The organism is Photobacterium halotolerans DSM 18316 (assembly GCF_000425165.1).
GTDB lineage: Bacteria > Pseudomonadota > Gammaproteobacteria > Enterobacterales > Vibrionaceae > Photobacterium > Photobacterium halotolerans.
In genome coordinates this window covers 132428-152800 of sequence record NZ_AULG01000016.1, presented here as the reverse complement: position 1 = coordinate 152800, position 20373 = coordinate 132428, and the positions used below count along the sequence as shown (strand labels likewise).

General features: G+C 52.3%; 19 protein-coding genes. 11 read left to right on the top strand and 8 right to left on the bottom strand.

The window, feature by feature from the left end; all coding sequences use genetic code 11:
* The first annotated feature begins 957 nt into the window (after window positions 1–957).
* The 7 genes from H511_RS0104745 (at window position 958) to H511_RS0104715 (ending at window position 7516) form a co-directional block, all read left to right on the top strand.
* Window positions 958–2178, top strand: coding sequence for an ABC transporter substrate-binding protein (locus tag H511_RS0104745; RefSeq protein WP_420835029.1), 1221 nt, complete (start codon window positions 958–960; stop codon window positions 2176–2178).
* 143 nt (window positions 2179–2321) lie between these two features.
* Window positions 2322–3242: a carbohydrate ABC transporter permease gene (locus H511_RS0104740; protein ID WP_027251275.1), complete on the top strand. Its 921-nt coding sequence runs from the start codon at window positions 2322–2324 to the stop codon at window positions 3240–3242.
* A complete protein-coding gene (locus H511_RS0104735; RefSeq protein WP_027251274.1) occupies window positions 3239–4096 on the top strand; it encodes a carbohydrate ABC transporter permease in 858 nt (285 codons plus the stop codon). Before H511_RS0104740 ends, H511_RS0104735 begins: the two co-directional genes overlap by 4 nt.
* Before the next feature lie 5 nt (window positions 4097–4101).
* Window positions 4102–5205, top strand: coding sequence for an ABC transporter ATP-binding protein (locus H511_RS0104730; RefSeq protein ID WP_027251273.1), 1104 nt, complete (start codon window positions 4102–4104; stop codon window positions 5203–5205).
* 245 nt (window positions 5206–5450) lie between these two features.
* Window positions 5451–5879, top strand: coding sequence for a VOC family protein (locus H511_RS0104725; RefSeq protein ID WP_027251272.1), 429 nt, complete (start codon window positions 5451–5453; stop codon window positions 5877–5879).
* 20 nt (window positions 5880–5899) lie between these two features.
* On the top strand, window positions 5900–6499 hold the full coding sequence (locus H511_RS0104720; RefSeq protein WP_027251271.1) for a pentapeptide repeat-containing protein: 600 nt from the start codon (window positions 5900–5902) through the stop codon (window positions 6497–6499).
* A 267-nt stretch (window positions 6500–6766) separates the two neighbouring features.
* Window positions 6767–7516, top strand: coding sequence for a carbonic anhydrase (locus H511_RS0104715; RefSeq protein WP_051287860.1), 750 nt, complete (start codon window positions 6767–6769; stop codon window positions 7514–7516).
* Window positions 7517–7579: 63 nt separating this feature from the next.
* On the opposite strand, the gene H511_RS24025 is transcribed toward H511_RS0104715, so the two are convergent.
* The 4 genes from H511_RS24025 to H511_RS0104695 all read right to left on the bottom strand — a co-directional run bounded on the left by H511_RS24025 (window position 7580) and on the right by H511_RS0104695 (window position 11668).
* The gene (locus H511_RS24025; protein WP_027251269.1) at window positions 7580–8377 is read right to left on the bottom strand and encodes a response regulator transcription factor; all 798 of its coding nucleotides are present in this window, start codon (window positions 8375–8377) and stop codon (window positions 7580–7582) included.
* A 17-nt stretch (window positions 8378–8394) separates the two neighbouring features.
* Window positions 8395–9498, bottom strand: a complete 1104-nt coding sequence (locus H511_RS0104705) for a class II histone deacetylase (protein ID WP_027251268.1) — start codon at window positions 9496–9498, stop codon at window positions 8395–8397.
* An 11-nt stretch (window positions 9499–9509) separates the two neighbouring features.
* Window positions 9510–10937, bottom strand: a complete 1428-nt coding sequence (locus H511_RS0104700; RefSeq protein ID WP_027251267.1) for a Na+/H+ antiporter NhaC family protein — start codon at window positions 10935–10937, stop codon at window positions 9510–9512.
* Window positions 10938–11182: 245 nt separating this feature from the next.
* A complete protein-coding gene (locus tag H511_RS0104695) occupies window positions 11183–11668 on the bottom strand; it encodes a GlcG/HbpS family heme-binding protein (protein WP_051287858.1) in 486 nt (161 codons plus the stop codon).
* 155 nt (window positions 11669–11823) lie between these two features.
* On the opposite strand from H511_RS0104695, the gene H511_RS0104685 reads away from it, so the two are divergent.
* Together H511_RS0104685 and H511_RS22565 are read left to right on the top strand one after the other, a co-directional pair.
* Window positions 11824–12501 (top strand): response regulator, encoded by a 678-nt coding sequence (locus H511_RS0104685; RefSeq protein ID WP_027251265.1) that lies wholly within the window; start codon window positions 11824–11826, stop codon window positions 12499–12501.
* Window positions 12479–13936 carry a sensor histidine kinase gene (locus H511_RS22565; RefSeq protein WP_051287856.1) on the top strand — a complete coding sequence of 486 codons (1458 nt, stop codon included), beginning with the start codon at window positions 12479–12481 and terminating at the stop codon, window positions 13934–13936. Before H511_RS0104685 ends, H511_RS22565 begins: the two co-directional genes overlap by 23 nt.
* On the opposite strand, the gene dkgB is transcribed toward H511_RS22565, so the two are convergent.
* Window positions 13905–14711: a 2,5-didehydrogluconate reductase DkgB gene (gene dkgB, locus H511_RS0104675; RefSeq protein ID WP_051287854.1), complete on the bottom strand. Its 807-nt coding sequence runs from the start codon at window positions 14709–14711 to the stop codon at window positions 13905–13907. The genes H511_RS22565 and dkgB overlap by 32 nt on opposite strands.
* A gap of 114 nt (window positions 14712–14825) precedes the next feature.
* Window positions 14826–15710: a LysR family transcriptional regulator gene (locus H511_RS0104670; protein ID WP_211225188.1), complete on the bottom strand. Its 885-nt coding sequence runs from the start codon at window positions 15708–15710 to the stop codon at window positions 14826–14828.
* A gap of 97 nt (window positions 15711–15807) precedes the next feature.
* Between H511_RS0104670 and H511_RS0104665 the strand changes: the two genes are divergently transcribed.
* Window positions 15808–16992 (top strand): MFS transporter, encoded by a 1185-nt coding sequence (locus tag H511_RS0104665; RefSeq protein WP_027251262.1) that lies wholly within the window; start codon window positions 15808–15810, stop codon window positions 16990–16992.
* Window positions 16993–17032: 40 nt separating this feature from the next.
* Here the strand turns inward: H511_RS0104665 and H511_RS0104660 are convergent, their stop codons facing one another.
* Both H511_RS0104660 and H511_RS0104655 read right to left on the bottom strand, forming a co-directional pair.
* Window positions 17033–17998 (bottom strand): TDT family transporter, encoded by a 966-nt coding sequence (locus tag H511_RS0104660; protein WP_027251261.1) that lies wholly within the window; start codon window positions 17996–17998, stop codon window positions 17033–17035.
* An 841-nt stretch (window positions 17999–18839) separates the two neighbouring features.
* Window positions 18840–19172, bottom strand: coding sequence for a YegP family protein (locus tag H511_RS0104655; RefSeq protein ID WP_211225183.1), 333 nt, complete (start codon window positions 19170–19172; stop codon window positions 18840–18842).
* Window positions 19173–19662: 490 nt separating this feature from the next.
* Between H511_RS0104655 and H511_RS0104650 the strand changes: the two genes are divergently transcribed.
* Entirely contained in the window at window positions 19663–20364 is a 702-nt protein-coding gene (locus tag H511_RS0104650) for a dienelactone hydrolase family protein (protein WP_036758801.1), read from the top strand.
* Window positions 20365–20373 lie beyond the last annotated feature (9 nt).

The following is a 20373-nucleotide window of genomic DNA, read 5'->3' as shown; positions in this document are numbered from 1 at the left end:
CAGGGAAAAATTCAGGACGAATTTTTAGGTTGTCGGCGCCGGGAGCGCCTACAACCGTCCCGGCCCACAGCAAAGAATAAAAAGGGCTTTTCTGGGCACTCTTTGGCCCAACAAAGAGTGTCTGGCGCGCGTCACACAATGCCAAGAGAAGCACCGGACTCAAGCGCGACATACTTTCAGCTTTACCTGAAATCGCTTGTTTATCGTCCGCGCAACATTGACGTAATCCACTTTCTCAGGGAAAAATTCAGGACGAATTTTTAGGTTGTCGGCGCCGGGAGCGGCTACAACCGTCCCGGCCCACACCAGAGAACCAAAAGGGCATTTCTGGTTACTGTTTGTGCCAGCAAAGAGTAACTGGTGCGCGTCACACAATGCCAAGAGATGCACCGAACTCATGCGCGACATACCTTCTGTCTTACTGAAAGCTCCCGTTTATCGCTCCCCTGAACCGAAGTAATCCCCAACCACAGGGAAAAATTCAGGACGAATTTTTAGGTTGTCGGCGCCGGGAGCGCCTACAACCGTCCCGGCCCACACCAGAGAACAAAAAGGCATTTCTGGTTACTGTTTGTGCCAGCAAAGAGTAACTGGCGCGCGTCACACAATGCCAAAGGAACCACCGAACTCAAGCGCGACATACTCACCCAGCCTTAAAAATCGCACTCGCTGTATGAATTCCCGCCAGCCCTGCACAGGGTAATCCCCCTTACTGACATCACACTTTTTATCATCTCTTTAACATCCTAACTCACTGATAAATAATCAAATAAACCAAAATGTTACGCGTGTGTTACGTTCGTGTTTCCTTTTGTTACAGTGCGCTTTTCTTGCTTGGGTAGACTCTAACCAACTGGCGATCTGTACCCTACACGCCAGTCATCACCTTTATAAACAAGGAAGAGCATAATAATGACAAAGCAACGTACCTTTACTCTGAAAAAATCGCTGATCGCTATGACATTCGTGGCAGCCAGTTCCGTGGCGAATGCCGGTGAAGTGGAAGTGCTGCACTGGTGGACGTCTGGCGGTGAGGCCAAATCGGCCGCTGTGCTGAAACAAATGCTGGAAAAGCAGGGCGACAGCTGGAAAGACTTCGCTGTGGCCGGTGGCGGCGGTGAGAGTGCGATGACAGTACTGAAAACCCGTGCGGTGTCGGGCAATCCGCCGTCTGCGGCGCAAATCAAAGGTCATGACATTCAGGAGTGGGGCGATCTGGGCTTTCTGACCTCGCTGGATGATGTGGCAGAAGCCGGTCAGTGGGACAAGGTGCTGCCAGCGGTGGTGACTAAAGTCATGAAATATAACGGTGACTATGTGGCCGTGCCGGTGAATGTGCACCGGGTGAACTGGCTGTGGGCCAACCCTGAAGTGTTCAAGAAAGCCGGGGCGAAAGTGCCTGCCAACATGGACGAGTTTTTTGTTGCGGCCGAGAAGCTAAAAGCGGCGGGCTTTATTCCTCTGGCGCACGGCGGCCAGCCTTGGCAGGACGCGACCCTGTTTGAAGCTATCGCGCTGGATGTATTAGGTTCGCAGGACTACAACAAAGCCTTTGTTGATCTGGATATGGACGTGCTGTCCGGTCCGAAAATGGTCGAAACCTTCGCGACCTTCCAGCGCGTGCATGACTATATTGACGATAACTCGCCGGGTCGTGACTGGAATATCGCCACCTCTATGGTGATCAATGGCGATGCTGCCATGCAGATCATGGGCGACTGGGCAAAAGGTGAATTTGCCGCGGCCGGTAAACAGCCGGGCAAAGATTACATCTGCGCACCGGCGCCGGGCACAGCGAACCAGTTTACCTTCAACATCGACAGCTTTGCCTTCTTCAAACTGAGCAACAAAGACAACGAGCAGGCCCAGAAGCATCTGGCTCAAACTATTCTCAATAAAGACTTCCAGGAAGTGTTTAACCTCAACAAAGGCTCGATCCCGGTGCGACTGGACATGAACATGGACAAGTTCGACAAGTGTGCACTGGATTCAATGGCCACCTTCAAAGCCTCGGCGCAAACGGGCGATCTGGTCCCGAGTATGGCGCACGGCCTGGCCACTACCAGCTATGTGCAGGGGGCGGTCTTCGACGTGGTGACCAACTTCTTCAACGATACATCTGCTGATCCTAAACAAGCCGCGCAACAGCTGGCTCGTGCAGTAAAAGCAGCCATGTAACCCTGTCGGCGGGCTGGGTATTCAGCCCGCCGGTTCACCTATGCTTTTTTACCTCTGCGGCGAATGAATATGACGATTCAGGCCGGGGCACGCGTGTGCCTGAGAGGTGATCATTGAGACGCAACCAGAATCAAGGACGCACTATGGAGCAAACCTTGTCGCTCACCAAACAGAAAGCGGCCCGGCCCAGCCTGGCGGACAGATTACAGAAATGGCTGCCGAAAATCGTGCTGGCGCCGACCATGCTGGTCACTGTGATCTGTATTTATGGCTTTATGTTTTGGACATTTTATTTGTCGCTGACCAATTCCCGCTTTCTGCCCAGCTTTAATTTTGCCGGGCTGATGCAATACGAGAAGCTGATGGACAACGACCGCTGGATCACCTCGGTGACCAATCTTGGTATTTTTGGCCTGATGTTTATGCTGATTGCGATTGTGCTGGGGGTCGGTCTGGCGATTTTGCTGGATCAGAATATCCGCCAGGAAGGCGCAATCCGGACCATTTATCTCTATCCCATGGCGCTGTCCTTCATTGTGACCGGCACGGCCTGGAAGTGGATTCTGAATCCCGGCCTGGGGATCGAAAAACTGATGCATGACTGGGGATTTACTGACTTTGAGTTCAACTGGCTGGTGGATCAGGACATGTCGATTTACACCCTGGTGATCGCCGCGGTGTGGCAGTCGTCGGGGTTTGTCATGGCGATGTTCCTGGCGGGCCTGCGCGGTATCGATTCATCGATCATCAAAGCGGCCCAGATCGACGGCGCCAGCATGCCTGCCATTTACTGGAAAATTGTCCTGCCGTGTCTGCGTCCGGTCTTTTTCAGTGCGGTGATTATCACCTCGCACATTGCCATTAAGAGCTTTGATCTGGTCACTGCGCTCACCGCGGGTGGTCCGGGCTATTCCTCCGATTTGCCTGCGCTCTTTATGTACGCGCACTCCTTTACCCGTGGACAGGTCGGTCTGGGTGCGGCCAGTGCCATCATGATGCTGGCTGGCGTGCTGGCCATTCTGGTGCCTTATCTCTATTCCGAATTGCGGGAGAAGAAATCATGAATAAGCATTTCACTCTGGGCCGGATGGCGATTTACAGCGGACTGCTTTTTTTCTGTGTCGTGTACCTGATGCCGCTGTTTGTGATGGTCATTACTTCGTTCAAGACCCTGCCCGATATCAAAAGCGGCAACCTGATGTCTTTGCCGCAGGAATGGGTGGGCTATGCCTGGAATAAAGCCTGGTCCGGTGCCTGTACCGGCGTGAGCTGCGACGGTATCAAAGGCTATTTCTGGAATTCTTTCCAGATGGTGATCCCGGCGGTGGCAATTTCTACCCTGCTGGGGGCCTTTAACGGCTATGTGATCAGCAAGTGGCGTTTCCGGGGCTCTCAGCTGTTCTTCAGTTTGCTGCTGTTCGGCTGCTTTATTCCGTTTCAGGTCATTTTGTTACCCATGGCTGCCTTGCTGGGCATGCTGGGGCTGGCCAACACCACAGCCGGTCTGGTGACGGTGCACGTGATTTACGGTCTGGCCTTTACCACGCTGTTTTTTCGTAACTTTTACGTTGGCGTGCCCGATGAGCTGGTCAAAGCCGCCAAGCTGGACGGAGCCGGTTTCTTTACCATTTTCTTCCGGATTCTGCTGCCGCTGTCGACGCCTATCTTCATGGTGACAGTGATCTGGCAGTTCACCGCCATCTGGAACGATTTCCTGTTCGGCGTGGTGTATTCCGGGGCAGAAACCCAGCCGATCACGGTGGCGCTCAATAACCTGGTCAATACCAGTACCGGGGTGAAAGAGTACAACGTCGACATGGCCGCCGCCATTATTGCCGCATTGCCAACGCTTCTGGTGTACGTGCTGGCAGGGAAGTATTTTGTCCGCGGTCTGACCGCGGGATCAGTGAAAGGATAACAAGCATGGCTACACTCGCTTTAAAACAGATTCGTAAAACCTACCGCAACGCCGAGACTGAGACCCTGAAGGGGATTGATATCAGCATTGATTCCGGTGAATTCCTGATCCTGGTCGGCCCTTCCGGCTGTGGCAAATCCACCCTGATGAATACCATCGCCGGGCTGGAAGACATCTCCTCCGGCGAGATTCTGATTGATGGTGTTGATGTCGCCCAGGTGGAACCGAAAGATCGTGATATCGCCATGGTGTTTCAGTCTTATGCCCTGTATCCCAATATGACGGTGCGGGACAACATCGCTTTTGGTCTCAAAATCCGCAAGCTGGACAAAGCCAGAATCGCGCAGGAAGTGGATCGGGTTGCCGCTATGCTGCAGATCGATCACCTGCTTGATCGCAAACCGGCGCAGCTGTCCGGCGGCCAGCGTCAGCGTGTGGCGATGGGGCGGGCACTGGCACGTCAGCCTAAGCTGTATCTGTTCGATGAACCGTTGTCGAACCTGGACGCCAAGCTGCGGGTTGAAATGCGCACCCAGATCAAACGTCTGCACCAGCAACTGGGCACCACCATAGTGTATGTGACCCACGATCAGATAGAAGCCATGACCCTGGCCGATCGCATCGCGGTGATGAAAGACGGCGAACTGCAGCAACTGGGCACCCCCAAAGAAATCTACAACCAGCCCAATAACATGTTTGTCGCCGGTTTCATGGGCTCGCCGTCAATGAACTTTATTCAGGCCAGAGTGGATCTCGATGCCCAGGACAAGCCGGTTGCCAGCGTGACAGTGGCGGGAGAGCCGCATCTGCTTGCCCTGCCCGCCGCGCTGCGTGAACGCGATGGCCAGTCGATTGTGATCGGGCTGCGTCCGGAAAACATCACTGAGCAGTTGGTGGAAGGCGAGGGCTGCACCACGCTGCCGCTGACCGTGGATGTGCTGGAACCGACAGGCCCGGACACCATTGCCATGGTCACCATGAACGGTCAGGAAGTGGCGTGCCGCATTTCACCGGACTATGAGGCCAAGGTCGGCGAAACCATGCCTTTCCACATCGATCTGTCAAAAGCGGTGTTTTTCGACGCGCGATCCCAGCAACGCATCATCTGATTTTTTGGGGAAGGCTCACTCGAGCTGTTTTGCCCGCCCTGGTCTGCGCCGGAGCGGGCTTTTTTGTCTGAAATCAGTGTAGAAAACGCAAGAACAGAGAAACACCGCACGGCACATGGCATTCATATTTTCAACGTCTGCCTGAGCAGATTGATAAGGAATCTGTTAGCCTCACTGATTGAGGTAAAGCTGATAGAACAAACAAAACAGAGCAAGCAGACAGAGCCAAATAAGGAGCATACAGGATGAAACCCCGAATCAGTGTCCTGACATTAGGTGTGGATGATCTTGAGAAAGCAGTACGCTTTTACCGTGATGGCATGGGGCTGCACACAGACGGGATCATCGGCCAGGAATTTGAGCACGGTGCGGTGGCCTTTTTCGATTTGCAGTCGGGGCTCAGGCTGGCGCTCTGGCCGCGCAGCAGTATCGCACAGGATACCGGCTTGCCTCAGTCAAGCCCAGCACCCACAGGGTTTACGCTGGGGCACAATGTCGGCTCGAAAGCAGAGGTCGACAGTGTGATGAAACAGGCCGAATCTGCCGGTGCCACGGTGATTAAAGCCGCGCAGGAGACTTTCTGGGGCGGCTACGCCGGCTATTTTCAGGATCCGGACCAGCATGTGTGGGAAGTGGTGTGGAATCCGCATTTTCTGCCAGATGAACAAGTCTAACGATAACCAAGGATAGACCCGTGAAACACATTGAAAATGACGAGCAGTACTACAATCAAACCTTTGAGAAGCTGTCGTTGCCTTATTCTGAGTTTGCAGGCATTGAATTTGAAGACTGCGCATTCAACGACTGTAACTTTACCGAAGCCGTCTTCAAAAACTGCAAGTTCATCGATTGCCAGTTTCATCAATGTAACCTGAGTTTGCTGAAGATCCCGCACACACGTTTTTTCGAGGTTAGTTTTCTGGAATGCAAACTGGTGGGTATCGACTGGACGCAGGCCAACTGGCCGTCGTTTAATATTGACCATGAATTGCGGTTCCGGAAATGCATTCTCAATGACGCTTCCTTTTTCGGCCTGACATTGAATGAGCTCAAACTGGACGATTGCAAACTGCACGATGTCGATTTCAGGGAAGGCGACTTTAAAGACTCTGTCATGACCTTCTGCGATTTCACCCACAGCCTGTTTATGCGTTCCGATCTGCGCCGGGTCGACTTCACTGAATCCAGCCATTACAACATTCACGTGCTCGACAATCAGGTTGAAGGCGCCAAATTCTCCCGTTTTGAAGCGTTACATCTGCTGGAAAGCCTGGGCATTGAGCTGGTGGACTGACCAGGTGTAACGGAGAACGTCAAGCAAGCGGGTGGGTGAAATGCGAGCCACTTTCCAAACCTCCATGTAAAACCTCTTATTGCAGTCAGTTTTATCGATGTACATATGAAATTAAAATCATTATAACGGTATGATGACAATGCGTTTTTTCTTCGCTTATATCATGAGCAGCCATTGATTATGGTTGAATTTTGTCTGGTTAACGCCGGGCATGTCGGTCGTGTTCATTGCCTGACGTTAGGTTGTTGATCAAAGTTTGGAGAGAAGATGAAAAAGCACTTGGTTTTAACCCTGTCATGCCTGATGGCAGGACTGCAGGGCGGTTTGGCGATCGCGGCTGACAATCATCACTGGAGTTACAGCGGGCACAGTGGCCCTGAGCATTGGTCAGCGCTTGATCCGGAATTTAAGGTCTGTGCCACAGGCAAAAATCAGGCACCGATTAATTTAACCGCTACCGTTGCCGGAGAGCTGGCACCGCTTGCCTTCAGTTACCGGCCTTCAGACGCCAGTGTGGTGAATAATGGTCACGCAGTGCAGGTCAATTATCAGCCCGGCAGCTATCTGACCCTCGATGGTGAGCGCTTTGAGCTGAAACAGTTTCACTTTCATACCCCCAGTGAAAATCTGATTGATGGCAAGTCTTTTCCGTTGGAAGGGCATTTTGTCCATGCTGATAAAAACGGCAGCCTGGCCGTGATTGCGGTGATGTTTAAAGAAGGCGAAGTCAATAACGCACTGGCTTCAATTTGGTCGCAAATTCCGGCACAGGTTGGGGAAACGGTGGTGCTGCACCAGCCTGTCGATGCCAGTCAGATACTTCCCGCACAACAGGATTATTATCGCTTCAGCGGCTCGCTGACCACGCCGCCCTGCTCAGAAGGGGTGCGCTGGCTGGTGATGAAAGCGCCCCAGACTTTATCGGCCAGTCAGATAACAGATCTGATGAAAATCATGAAGCACAGCAATAACCGTCCGGTGCAGCCGCTGAATGGCCGCGTGGTGGTGGCTTCCTGATCTTCTGTCACCTAAAGCGCTGTGTTGGAGGATATCGGCCTGGAAATAGTCCTGAAACAGTGCTTAGTCATTGACCCATTGATTATGCTGTTCCTGGTTCTGGTAAAGCCAGAACTGGTGATACAGCTCTTGCTGGCTATTGATTTGTAGTTTTTTGTAGATACTTTTACGGTGGTTCTTCACCGTGCCTAACTTAATGTTCAGCTTACCTGCAATCTGCTTGCTGGCTAAGCCCTGAAGGATAAGCTGAACCACCTGTCTTTCACGCTCTGTCAGGATGTCTGCTGCAAATTGGTTGGAAACGTAAAGCGGTTCACCTTCCGACATATTGTCGTGTAGGCTGCTGCTCAGCCAGTACTGTTCAAACAAGGCTTGCAGTACAGGGAACAGATAGACGATCAGCTCGAATGCCTCATCGCGTTTACAGCGCTTTCTGTGGTTATAAAACCCGAAGGAGACAGCAATACACTGTTGTTCTGAAAGGGAAAAGTAAGCCATGACTTCATCATACAGACCCAACCTGGAGTAATATTCGTTATAAAATGGGCTGTGATAAAAGTCGGCGGTAATGACATCTTCCAGTGTTTTCAGATTGGGCTCGCGATTGGACTGCCAAAACTGAAAGAATGGATCATCCTGATAGTGTTTATCTAAGGCAAAAATAGCCTTGATCTCCTGCTCATAGGACAGGTTATGCACCAGAGTTACCGGGCGTTGATCTTGCTGGTAGAAAAAAACCGCTAAGTTGATGCCTGGAAAGTAGTTATCCAGTAAGCGGCCAAAAGCCGGCAAAAAGTCAGGGGTTCTGATTTTTGCCGCTAATTCAGCCAGGGGTTGCAAACTTGCGGGATACACAGGCATCAAAATCACTTATAGGTTTAACGGATAGCGTTCAACAATGGGGCTATCTCGGATAGTAACGCTTGTTGATGGGGCTGCAAAGACTGTTGTCCCCAGTTCGCAATGTCTGAACCCAGCGGATCCGGCACGTGCAGGGGGGAATTGCTTAACGCTTCCACAACAGCATGCCCGCAGAATGGCACATAACCTTCTGAATATCCGCCTTCGTGAATCATTGCCATCTTTCCGCCACAGTGCTTATCGGCGAGTACCATCAGGCGTTTTGTCATCCAGCCGTATGTCTCGGCATTTAGCATCATACAGCCTAACGGATCCATGGCACTGGCATCAAAACCGCAGGCAACCACAATGAGTTCAGGTTGAAAGCGATCAATCGCGGGCTCAACGATCTGCATCATGGTGGCCTGGTAAGCACCAATGCCAGAGCCGGCAGGTAAAGGGACATTCAGGTTATAACCAAAGCCGCGTCCTTCTCCGCGCTCATGGATGGATCCTGAATTTATCGGGTAGTTATTGTCATGATGGATGGAAATTGTCAGTACGTCTTCATCCTGATAAAAGGCTTCCTGTGTGCCATTGCCGTGGTGGACATCCCAGTCGACAACCACCACGCGTTTCACCAGCCCTTTTGCCTGCGCGGCTTTAATGGCGATGGGGATGTTGCCTAACAGGCAGAAGCCATTGCCCTGGTGACTTTCGGCATGATGACCCGGTGGGCGGGTCAGGCAATAGGCATTGTTTACCTCTCCTTTCAGCACACTTTCAACCGTTGCAATAGCCAAGCCTGCCGATAGCTTGGCAATATGAAAGGCATCCTGGCGAAACGGTGCGCAGGCCCCTGCATCACCAAATTGTTTATCGCTAATCATCGCCAGCCGCTGAATGTACTCATGCGTGTGAAATCGCTGTAAATCTTCATGGGTAGCCAGATCTCCCGTTATGGGTATCAGTGTTGCATATAAGCCACTGACATCCAGTAAGTTCTTGAAACGTCGCTTGGTTTCTGGATTTTCTGCCGCCGTACCCGGCTGGATGAATCCCCCCGGTGCATCAAAGACACTGCACGGGCCGGTATCGTGCCACATACACTGCTCATGAAAGGCAAAACCTGTCTTGTTCATAGTGCTAATCCTTATGCAAGTACAATGAAGATCATAGAACTGATGCCTGCGGCTATCAGGGTATAGGGAAGCTGAGTGATGGCATGTTGTACCGGAGAAATGCCACAACCTTTGGCGGCGATCACGGTCGAGTCACCAAAGAAGCAGGCGTGACTGCCAAAGGCACCGGCTGAAATCAGAGCGCCCAGTGTCAATGGCATATTGGCATCCAGAGCCTGCGCCAGAGGCACCAGGATAGGGAATGACACCGCATAAATTCCCCAGAATGAACCGGTAGAAAAGGTGAGTACAGATAAGACGATAAAGGCGATAACGGGCAGCCAGTCTGCTGTCACATAAGGCGTAACCGTGTCGATAAGAAAGTGGGTCAGTCCTAATTTATCATTGACGATTTGCAGAATAAAAGCCGTGAAAACAATACCAATGGGGACCAGCATGGTTTGCAGACCATGCATCATTTCATCAAACAGCCGGCTGAAAGTCGCGATTCCCTGCAGCGTATAAAGTGCAAAGCAGGTCGCGAGGGCGCAGCCTACACCAATCAGGGCATCAATGTTGAAGTACCAGGTTGCGCCAATCAGGATCAGAATAGGTAAAATAAAGTTGATCACTCTGGGTGTCTGGTTGAGTTCTGCAGGGAATGTTTCTGTTGGGATCTCTGGGTGGGCTTCTGCTTTTTTCATGGTGCCCAGAGGAGGAATGATTCCCAGCGCAACGAAGGGGATGATCAGCACGGCAATCCAGGGGTAAACCACATAAGGGATGAGGGTGAAGTAGTAAGCAATACCGCTTCCGGCTTCAGCCACACCGTTAGTTTCGATTAGTCCGGCAATAAAAATGACCCAGGTTGAAAAGGGCACTAGCAGGCAAACCGGGGCAGAAGTGGAATCCACCACATAGGCCAGCATTTCTCGCGAGATTTTCAGCTTGTCCGTGACTTTTTTCATTGCAGCGCTGACCGTCAGCGCGTTCAGGTAATCGTCGATAAAAATCAGTAACCCCAGCAGCCAGCTCGCAAGCAGCGCCTGCCGGCGTGTCCGAATATAAAGCTGCAGTTTTTCACTGAAAGCAAGTGTTCCGCCTGATAAATGCAGTAAGGCAATCAATCCGCCAAACAGACCAGTCAGGAGCAGTATCCAGCCCATCACCGGGCCTTGCATCACTTCTAAGGCTGCGCCGGTAAAATCTTGTAATGCAGACGTGGGGGAAATAATCAGAAAGCCAATAAGAGAGCCGGCAATCAGGGGCTCAAGCGTGCGTCTGGTGGCCAGCGCTAACACTATGACAGTTACACTGGGCAGTAATGAGGCAGCACCAAAGTTGCCTTGGGCGGCAAAAAAGACATGACTTATCACAGCGACGATAACGAGGCCGCTGATCGCTAAAAGCCAGGACACTGGCAAGGTTCTCAAGCGTTCTTTCGTAATGGCGTATTCCATAACCGATATCCTTCCTGGAGGTTGTTATGGAATTGTTGTGTAAATGACAGGGGCTGCACATGTCCCTAAGGGGACAGTGTTATTGTGTCCCTAAGGGGACAGTGTTATTGTGAAGTCGCACAGTATCTGAGCGAAATACCAAACGCGCAAAAGAGGCGGGGAAGGTTCAATGGACACGACATAGCGACATGACTGCCAGCTATGTCATTGATATTCAGTTAAACAACGAGACTTTAACGGGAAAGTTATTTAATGACCGCTTTGATCGCCGCTTCGGCGCAGACAACATCCAGGTGGCCACCTGGCGCGCCACCGACGCCAATGGCCGCGACGACCTGATTATTGACATTAACGGGCAGGCCGCCAGCCAGAAACAGTAAATTGTCATCCATGTCTTTCAGCGGTGCCATCAGCGGCTTATCGTTCACCAGCGTCATCAGGTTCGCCGTCGGTTGCTTCATGCTGACGGCAGTGAAGGCTTTCTTGCGCGAGCTGTCCAGGGTGTGCGGTCCGGCATTATTCTGGCGCAGCTGTGCCAGTACCCGGCCTGAGCGGTCAACCACAGTGGCAGTGACGGCATAGTTATCTTTGGCACACTGTGCAACAGCGGCTTGTGCCAGATCAAAAGCGGTGCCGGAGGCTAGCTGGGTCTCGGCAACTGTGGTAGCTGCGGATGCAGACGCGGCGAAGACAGAGAAGGCCAGGCAAAGCTGAGGTGCGAGAGTTTTCATGTCATATCCTTTGATGGGATGGGGGAATGACGCTACTTTACTGGGTCTCAATTGCCGCAGACTTGCCCGAAGATTACCAAACTGTAATCATCAGGCCGTGATCTGTCATGGTATTATCTGTGGTTTGGTTAACACGGGCGCGCTCAGGAATAAGCATGCATATCTTAGTGATAGAAGATGATCCCTCTATTCGTGAGTTTGTACGGCAGGGGCTGGAAGAGCTGGATTTTCAGGTCACAGTGTGTGCCGATGGCAAACTGGGGTATCAGCTTGCCAGCCAGGAAAGTTATGATCTGATCATTCTCGATTTAATGCTGCCCGTGATGGATGGCATGGCGATTTTGCGGCAATTACGGGGCGAAGGGCATCTAACTCCGGTGCTTATTCTCAGTGCCCGTCATTCGGTCGATGAACGGGTGCTGGGCCTGCAGTCCGGTGCCGATGATTATCTGGTCAAGCCTTTCGCGTTTGCCGAGCTGGCGGCCCGTTGTCAGACGTTGCTCAGGCGCCAGTGCGCGGCTTCAGGTACAGATGTCCTCAGTTATCAGGGGCTGACGCTGGACTTATTGTCGCGGGAAGCCCGACGGGATGGCGTGCTGATCACGTTGAAACCCAGAGAGTTTTCTTTGCTGAAATTGCTGATGACCCAGCCGGGACGGGTGTTATCAAAAACCGTGATTCTGGAGCAGGTCTGGGGATTTCAGTTCGACCCGCAGACCAATGTGGTGGATGTCCTGGTCTGCCGTCTGCGCGGAAAAATCGACAAAGGCTATGCGACGCCGCTGCTGCACACGATTCGCGGAGTGGGTTATGTGCTCAGACATCAGGGCTGAACAGGCCACACGTGGTGCTCAGCGTGCCTTGTTCAGCCGTTTTTTGCTGACGTTGTTTTGCTGTTTTTTGCTGATAGTGACTGTCATGGCGCTGGTGTTGACTTATCAGCTCGATTATCAGGAAAGAAAGCTGCTTGAATCGTATGGGCAGGAGTACCAGCGCATCCTCACTTTTGAGTCGGACGCAAAGTTCGAGCACGTGGTGATCAGCAATCCCAACCGGCTGATTGAAAACGCCGTCAGCGTGTTGAAAATCACACCGGCCGGGCAGTTTGAATGGGTCAGCGGTGCAGAGCCGGCCACTTTGTCAGATGCTCCGTCGGCCTACCTGTTAGCGGATCGTTTGTGGTATCACCTATTCAGTGATGCGCCCTATCTTACCCTTGAACTCAGCGGGAAACCGGCCCGCTACTGGCTGGTGATGGACGGTGGCCCAAGGCGCAGTCAGTTACTCAGGCAGGGCAGTTGGCTGATTGTGGCGCTGGCTGTCATGGTCGCTGTGATATCACTGGTGGTCTGGCAGCTACTGAGCCGCACACTCTTGCCTTTGCACAACCTGGCTAAAAGTGTGGATCAGATCAGCAGCGGCTCTTTGGATGCCATGCTGGACACTGATTTGCCGCCTCCTGAAGCCAGAGGGCAGTTCGGGCAGCTCAGCCGGAGCGTGCAGCAGGTGCTGAACCGCCTGAAGGACGCCGTCCGGGGAATGGATAATACCGTGGATGCGATTGCTCATGATGTCAGAACACCGTTGTCCCGTATCATACTGACCACAGAAGCTGCGCTCAGCGAACACAATGGCAAACAGGAAAGTGAGCAGTCACAACACAAGCTGGCCGCCGCGTTATCAGACTGTGCGGAATCAGCACAAAAAGCCAGCCAGATGCTCACCACCTTGATGCGTATTCATGATGAGCAGGTCGGCCGTCATCCCTGTCAGCTGGCGTCGGTCGATCTGGCATCGATACTGGCCGAAGTCGCCGCCTGGTATGAGGAAGTGGCCGAAGATGCTGGTTTAACGCTGAATGCGTCGGCTCTTCAGCCGGTGCTGCTGCAGTCCGATCCCAAACGCCTGACACAAATCGCGGTTAACTTGCTGGATAACAGTCTGAAATACAGCCAGCCCGGCGGTGAAATCACTCTGCTGTGCGGCGAAGAGGATGATGCGGTGTGGTTCAGTGTCCGTGATCAGGGGATCGGGATTGCACCGGCGCATCAGAGTCTGATTTTCCGGCGTCTGTACCGGGTCGAAGCAAGCCGTCATCAGCCCGGCTACGGTCTGGGTTTGCCGTTCGTGGCGGCTATGGTCAAGACCCTGCAGGGATATATCACACTGGACTCGGCGCCGGGCGAAGGCAGCCGGTTTACCGTCCGGCTGCCCAAAGCGCTGGCAGCTGGAGCTATCAGTCCCACTCAGGCGCAAAATCCGGATTAGCCACACGATGGCCGCGATCCAGAGCAGCAATATCGGCAAGATCGGTGGCGTCCAGCTCAAGTGAATCCGCTTTCAGATTACTGTCGATATTGACCTGCCGCGTGGACGAAGGAATCGTGACATAACCCTGCTGACGCATCCATGCCAGTACCACTTGTGCTGCGGTGGCACCGTGCTTTTCAGCGATGGTAACAATGACAGGATCTTTCAGCACCGCGCCGTACGCGAAGGGCATGTAACCTGTCACGATCAAATCCAGTTCGCGGCATTTCGCTACCACTTTGCTGTTCTGAAGATACGGATGTACTTCAAACTGATTGGTCAGCAATACCCTTTTGCCAAGAATGTCGACGGCTTGTTCGGTTTGAGCGACGGTGAAGTTTGAGACGCCTATGTGGCGGGCCAGGCCCATGTCCTGCGCCTCTTTCAGCGATGACAGGTAATCTTCCATAGTCACGGTATTGTGATTCAGCGGCCAGTGCACCAGCAGCAAATCAACATACTCAGTGCTGAGTTTCGCCAGACTCGCTTTGACACTGGGAATGAAGGCATCACGGCTTAAATGCTCTGTCCAGACTTTGGTGGTCAGGAACAGGTCTGCTCTGGCAACCCCGGAGGCTTGGATTGCATCGCCAACCGCTTGTTCATTGCCGTAAATCTGCGCCGTATCTATGTGTCGGTAGCCTGCGTTCAGCGCCATACTGACAGCGTCGAAGGCGGTTTGGCCTTCCAGACGAAAGGTGCCGAAGCCCAAATGTGGCAGAGTGCTATTCATCATGTGTTTCCTGCGTAAGATCAGTGAGTTTGTGCCGTCTAGCTTAGTCTTCTCAGCCACAGGAAAAAGACCACAATGGACAAAAGACTGTCTCATTTTTCGCAATAATCTCTGCTATAGACAGAGTTTTTCTGCAATAAAATCGAGAAACGCCCTGATGCGGGGCGACAGTGCGGAGTTTTTGTAATAGACCGCCTGCACCGGCTCGCGGTTATTCGGGCTGGCGATCGTGTCGTCCATTACCGCAACCAAGCGGCCTGCTGCCAGATCCCTGCACACCATGAAGTTCGACAACAGTGCCAATCCGTTACCTTCTAGGCAAAGCTGGCGCACCGTTTCGCCGCTGCTGGCCTGCAGCGACATCAGTGGTGTATATGATCCTGAGATTAACGGCCACTTATTCAGACTGGGCTGTCCGGCAAACCCTATGCACTGGTGCTGAGCCAGATCGGCGGCGGTTTGCGGTGTGCCGAATGTTGCCAGATAGGCAGGGCTGGCCACTATCCGCAGTGCACTGCGGCCCAGGAACTTGGCATGCAGGTTGGAATCTTTCAGCTCGCCAATCCGGATCGCCAGATCGGTGCGCTTCTCGATTAAATCAATAATGCTTTCGCTGGAGATCAGCTCGATATCAATGTCGGGATACTGAGCGCGGAACTCGGCAATATGGGGGACGAGCTGATGCAGGATAAACGGGCTGGCTGAATCGACCCTCAGACGGCCAGCCGGTTGGCCTTTGAGCCCTCGCAGCTTTTCTTCGGCATCTGAAATCTGACTGAGCCCATTGCGGATATGCTCCGCAAAAAAGCGTCCTTCCTCGGTCAGTTCAACCCGTCGGGTGGTGCGGGTCAGCAGGCTGACACCCAGTTCGGCTTCCAGCCGGGCGATGGCTCTGGATACTTTTGCCACTTGCAGATCCAGCTGGCTGGCGGCGGCAGAAAACCCGCCGCTGTCCACCACGGCAAGGAAAATTTCTAACTCTTCTGTGCGCGATATTATTGTCATTAGCGATAAAGTTATTTGTAGTTTGCGGTATTTTTAACAAAAATAAGCCCGGGCATACTCGCCGTCAACCTTTTGAGACGGAGATAAGTTTATGCCTTTAGCCTTATGGGCGCTCACTCTGAGCGCATTTGCCATTGGAACCACAGAGTTCGTGATCGTTGGGCTGGTTCCCACCATAGCGCAGGATTTAAGTGTCAGTCTGCCCTCAGCGGGGTTGCTGGTGAGTTTATATGCCCTGGGAGTGGCGATTGGGGCGCCGGTACTGACGGCCCTGACCGGACGCTGGCCACGTAAGATCGTGCTGTTATCACTGATGACGTTATTCATTGCGGGAAACCTGATGGCCTGGCTGGCCCCTGGCTATGAATCGCTGATTACTGCGCGGATACTGACCGGGCTGGCACACGGCGTGTTCTTCTCCATCGGGTCAACCATTGCGACCAGTCTGGTCAGCAAGGAAAAAGAAGCCAGTGCCATCGCGACCATGTTTACCGGGCTGACCGTGGCACTGGTGACAGGCGTGCCTTTGGGAACCTGGATTGGTCAGCTGTTTGGCTGGCGGGCAACCTTCCTGATTGTGGCGCTATTGGGCCTGATTGCATTGATTGGCAGTGCCCTGCTGGTACCGGCTAACCTGAAGCAGTCGCCACCGGCCAGACTGAAACAGCAACTGGCGGTGTTAGTGAACCCGCGCCTGTTACTGGTTTATGCCATGACAGCCGTTGGTTACGGCGGCACCTTTGTGGCGTTCACCTATCTGGCCCCTATTCTTCAACAGGTGACCGGCCTGGCGGAAGGAGCTATCAGTTTTATCTTGCTGATTTACGGCGTGTCGGTGGCTGCAGGCAATATCTGGGGTGGGAAACTGGCCGACAACAAAGGGCCGGTGACTGCCTTGCTGTGGATATTTGCTGCTCTGGCTGTGGTGCTACTGGTATTCACTTTTACCGCGCACAGCCCTGCGCTCGCCGTTCTGACCGTATTGGTATGGGGGGCATTTGCCTTTGGCAATGTGCCGGGCCTGCAGGTGTATGTGGTTCAGCTTGCCAAGCGTTACACTCCCCAGGCTGTGGATGTGGCTTCTGGACTGAACATTGCCGCGTTTAATGTCGGTATTGCGTTGGGTTCGCTGATAGGTGGTGTGGTGGTTGAGCAGATGTCGCTGACCGATGCCCCATGGATTGGCGCTGTGATTGTGATGCTGGCGTTTGCCTTAACCTGGATTTCCGGCAGGCTGGATAGTAACCGAGTTGCTGTTGTGGAATCGTCTGTCTGACAGCCAGCTCAGAAAAGGCCCTTTGCGGGCCTTTTCGTGTTTAGTGGCTGGCTCTTGAAGGCTCTCTGAAATAGAAATTCCAGTAATACAGCGCATAGTTAGCGCCGACCCAGCACATCAGCAGGGTAGCGACGCTGATTTCGATCACCCCTGCCAGGTTAAGGTATTTTGACAGCGCATGATTATCCGGCAGCCATTCTGTCAGCCGGTGCATGGCCACGGCGCTGATCACCGAAGGAAAGGTAATTGCGGCCATCGAAGGCTGAAACCGGTATTTGAGGATGTCGATATAACACAGGTAGACGAAGATCGTCATCGTGATACCAATGCCCGCCAGCGCACCGGTCAAAATAGGGTCGGGACTGGTCAGGTTCGTCAGGTACGCTGTCAGTGACAGGTTAACGGGGGCGGCCATGATGGTCAGAGTGGGACGGGCGACCCGGGGCAGCCGGCCGGCAAAGCACAAGCGGTACAGCACCACGGGCAGCATAAAGAAGTAAATTGCCACACAGGCATTGGTCATAAAGATCGAAAATTCAGCGTGACCGAGTTGTGAGCCTGCCAGCGTACCACTGATAGCACCAACGGGATAAAGGAACCAGCTCGGATACAAATGTATCATGCGGAACTTATTAATCTGAAAGCTGAAAAACAACAGCATCATGGTGAGGTGCAATACCAGTGCCGGATACCACAGGATGCGGGCACTGGCAGGGTGAACACCTGCCAGATAATCGGCCAGCACCAGCATAGTCATCGACATAGGTGCCATCAGGCTGCCGTACAGCGGGTGGTGCAAATCTGAAAAGAACAGCTTGGGATTGAGCAGGTATTTCATCACCACAGGAATGAGCAGGCAGGCGCCGATCAACGCACAGACAGAACGGACGTGGATACCGAATTCAGGATAAAACAGTGACCAGGCAAGCCCGGTGCCCGTAATGGCTAATGCCAGTGCTGCCTGGGCGGTGGGGACCTGAATAAATGCTTTGCCGAGTGCCACAATGTCTCCTCTTTTTCTGTCCTGCTGGCGGGTGTTGACCCTGACGTTAGGCGGAGGATTCTACACTATATAGTGAAAAAATGATTCTGATTGCTGACTGTTATTGAGCGGTTTGCCAGTGGTTTGGGTTGCCTGCGACTGGCTGCCGCTGGCCGGGAAAAATTCTCTAAACAAACGCTACAAAAGTTGCGAAATACAGGATTTGATCCCATAGTAATAGTGAAGCGTGTGAAGTGAGAGGGTTTCATGCTCTAGCTTCTGGAGGATTAAGCTGTTCTTCGATACTCTCATGTTCCTGCTTCATGGTTGTTTCCGGCTTCAGAGGACGCAACCGCAAAGCACCAAGACACTAAGACGGTGAAAACTTAGTGTTACAATTTGGAATGTGACAACACAATATAATTAATACTTCTTCGCCAAATAACCACAATGCTCGATTGAAATGAATGACGATTATCGAGTACGGCATACTCAACGTAATGAGTGGCGAAGCCCGCGTTAAGAAAGGCCCTCAGTGTGCTGAGTAGGTAGACTGAAGGTAGTAAAAGAGTACACAAGCCGCACGCAACGTGCGGCTTTTCTTTTGCGTGTCATGGATTGGATTTGGCATCAGACCCCTGCTTTCACTTGTCTTCAAGTAACATCACAATGAGTCGGCGTGGGCTGTGCTCTTCCCAGGCCAGCTATGGCAGCTATCGTACTGTAACTGAATTGATGCTGGCGGCAGCAGGCGCAGGTAAACAGAGAAATAATGAAAAGTGTCGTGCCCAAGCCACAGAAAGGGTCATCTCCATTCGCACCCGCCAATGGAGATGACGGAGTGAAGTCTCAGATCTTCGGGAATTCAGGCAGTGAGATCTTTGATCTTGTCGGTTGGCCCATTCTTCTGTACCGACTTAATACCGTTGTCAGCACCGGACTTGGATTTGTACATTTCACTGTTGCCAATAACCTGGTGGTTCTTGGCCTTGAGATTGAAGTGAAATTGACCGTTTGCGGCTTCTTTTAGTTCGTACTGCTCGGCATGGGGAGAATTTGTCTGAACAGACTTGATCCCGTTATTGGCCGCCGCCTTGGTGGTATACATTTCACTTTTGAGGATAACCTCGCCATTCGCCGCCTTCAGCACAAAATAAATCTGATCATTTTTTGCTTTCTTCAACTCATAACTGCCCATGTCCAACCCCTTGTTGTGTCGTGAATTTAGATAAAGATTAGTCCTGTTTTCACAAAAAAGAGTGATATTTGTCGTAAACAATGGCATTTCGAATTGTCAGCTGAAAGGGCTTGTGTGTCGCACTGCTTCTGGATCGGTGAAGCTGATACGCTTCAGTACATTCTCCGGCAAAAAAAGATTCATAAATTTGACGTAAAAGGCATTTGCATTTTTTAAACGACTGTTTTGGAAAGGAGAAAAAAGTTTATCCACAAAAACAGTGGGTAACTTTGGGGATGACGGGCGCTGTTGTTGGCGATAATTTCACCGGTTGAGTTAAGGTCATTGCGGTGAGGTGTAATATTGGTCTTTCAGATTATCTAAGTGCATTGATTCGCGGGTTTTTATACTTGTCCTACACTTGTAATCAGTCGTTTTTCAACAAGATGAGGATAATCGTATGAAAGTAACGGCAGTGCTGGGAACCGCAGCGATACTGGCAGGTGTACTGATGGCACCGGTTGTGGTTGCCGAAGAAGGCAAAGCAGTGCGTTATAAAGTAGATGGCGCGGAGTACGAGGGTTACTACATTTCGCCGGCCAAAGATGCGCCGCTGGTACTGATGATCCACGATTGGGACGGCCTGACCGATTATGAAGTCAAGCGGGCGCAGATGCTGGCAGATAAAGGGTATGCGGTGTTCGCGGCTGACTTGTTTGGTGCCGGTGTTCGCCCGGAGAAAGTGGATGACCGAAGAAAGCTGACCGGCGAGTTATATCAGAACCGCGATAAGATGCGCAGTCTGATGCAAGGGGCGATGGCACAAGCCAGGCAGATTGGCGGCAATACCGCCAATGCGGTGGCAATGGGATATTGTTTTGGTGGCGCCGCAGTGTTAGAGCTGGCCCGTTCCGGGGCAGACATGAAAGGCTTTGTCAGTTTCCACGGTGGCCTCGATACACCGGAAGGCCAGGATTACAGCCAGACGAAAGGCAATGTACTGGTATTTCATGGTGCGGCCGACACAGCCGTGACTATGGAAGATTTTGTCAGTTTGAATAAATCACTTGAAGGCGCAGGCATTGAAAATGAGATGATAGTGTACAGCGGAGCACCTCATGCTTTCACTGTGTTCGGATCGGATCGTTACCGTGAAGACGCCGATAAAAAATCCTGGCAACGATTTCTAGAATACCTGAGTGAACAGCGGTAACTTATTGCT

Bases quoted from the DNA above. Each gene is read 5' to 3' on its own strand.
- H511_RS0104745 (WP_420835029.1), top strand. From the start codon at position 958: ATGACATTCGTGGCAGCCAGTTCCGTGGCGAATGCCGGTGAAGTGGAA.
- H511_RS0104740 (WP_027251275.1), top strand. From the start codon at position 2,322: ATGGAGCAAACCTTGTCGCTCACCAAACAGAAAGCGGCCCGGCCCAGC.
- H511_RS0104735 (WP_027251274.1), top strand. From the start codon at position 3,239: ATGAATAAGCATTTCACTCTGGGCCGGATGGCGATTTACAGCGGACTG.
- H511_RS0104730 (WP_027251273.1), top strand. From the start codon at position 4,102: ATGGCTACACTCGCTTTAAAACAGATTCGTAAAACCTACCGCAACGCC.
- H511_RS0104725 (WP_027251272.1), top strand. From the start codon at position 5,451: ATGAAACCCCGAATCAGTGTCCTGACATTAGGTGTGGATGATCTTGAG.
- H511_RS0104715 (WP_051287860.1), top strand. From the start codon at position 6,767: ATGAAAAAGCACTTGGTTTTAACCCTGTCATGCCTGATGGCAGGACTG.
- H511_RS24025 (WP_027251269.1), bottom strand. From the start codon at position 8,377: ATGCCTGTGTATCCCGCAAGTTTGCAACCCCTGGCTGAATTAGCGGCA.
- H511_RS0104705 (WP_027251268.1), bottom strand. From the start codon at position 9,498: ATGAACAAGACAGGTTTTGCCTTTCATGAGCAGTGTATGTGGCACGAT.
- H511_RS0104700 (WP_027251267.1), bottom strand. From the start codon at position 10,937: ATGGAATACGCCATTACGAAAGAACGCTTGAGAACCTTGCCAGTGTCC.
- H511_RS0104695 (WP_051287858.1), bottom strand. From the start codon at position 11,668: ATGAAAACTCTCGCACCTCAGCTTTGCCTGGCCTTCTCTGTCTTCGCC.
- H511_RS0104685 (WP_027251265.1), top strand. From the start codon at position 11,824: ATGCATATCTTAGTGATAGAAGATGATCCCTCTATTCGTGAGTTTGTA.
- H511_RS22565 (WP_051287856.1), top strand. From the start codon at position 12,479: ATGTGCTCAGACATCAGGGCTGAACAGGCCACACGTGGTGCTCAGCGT.
- dkgB (WP_051287854.1), bottom strand. From the start codon at position 14,711: ATGAATAGCACTCTGCCACATTTGGGCTTCGGCACCTTTCGTCTGGAA.
- H511_RS0104665 (WP_027251262.1), top strand. From the start codon at position 15,808: ATGCCTTTAGCCTTATGGGCGCTCACTCTGAGCGCATTTGCCATTGGA.
- H511_RS0104655 (WP_211225183.1), bottom strand. From the start codon at position 19,172: ATGGGCAGTTATGAGTTGAAGAAAGCAAAAAATGATCAGATTTATTTT.
- H511_RS0104650 (WP_036758801.1), top strand. From the start codon at position 19,663: ATGGCACCGGTTGTGGTTGCCGAAGAAGGCAAAGCAGTGCGTTATAAA.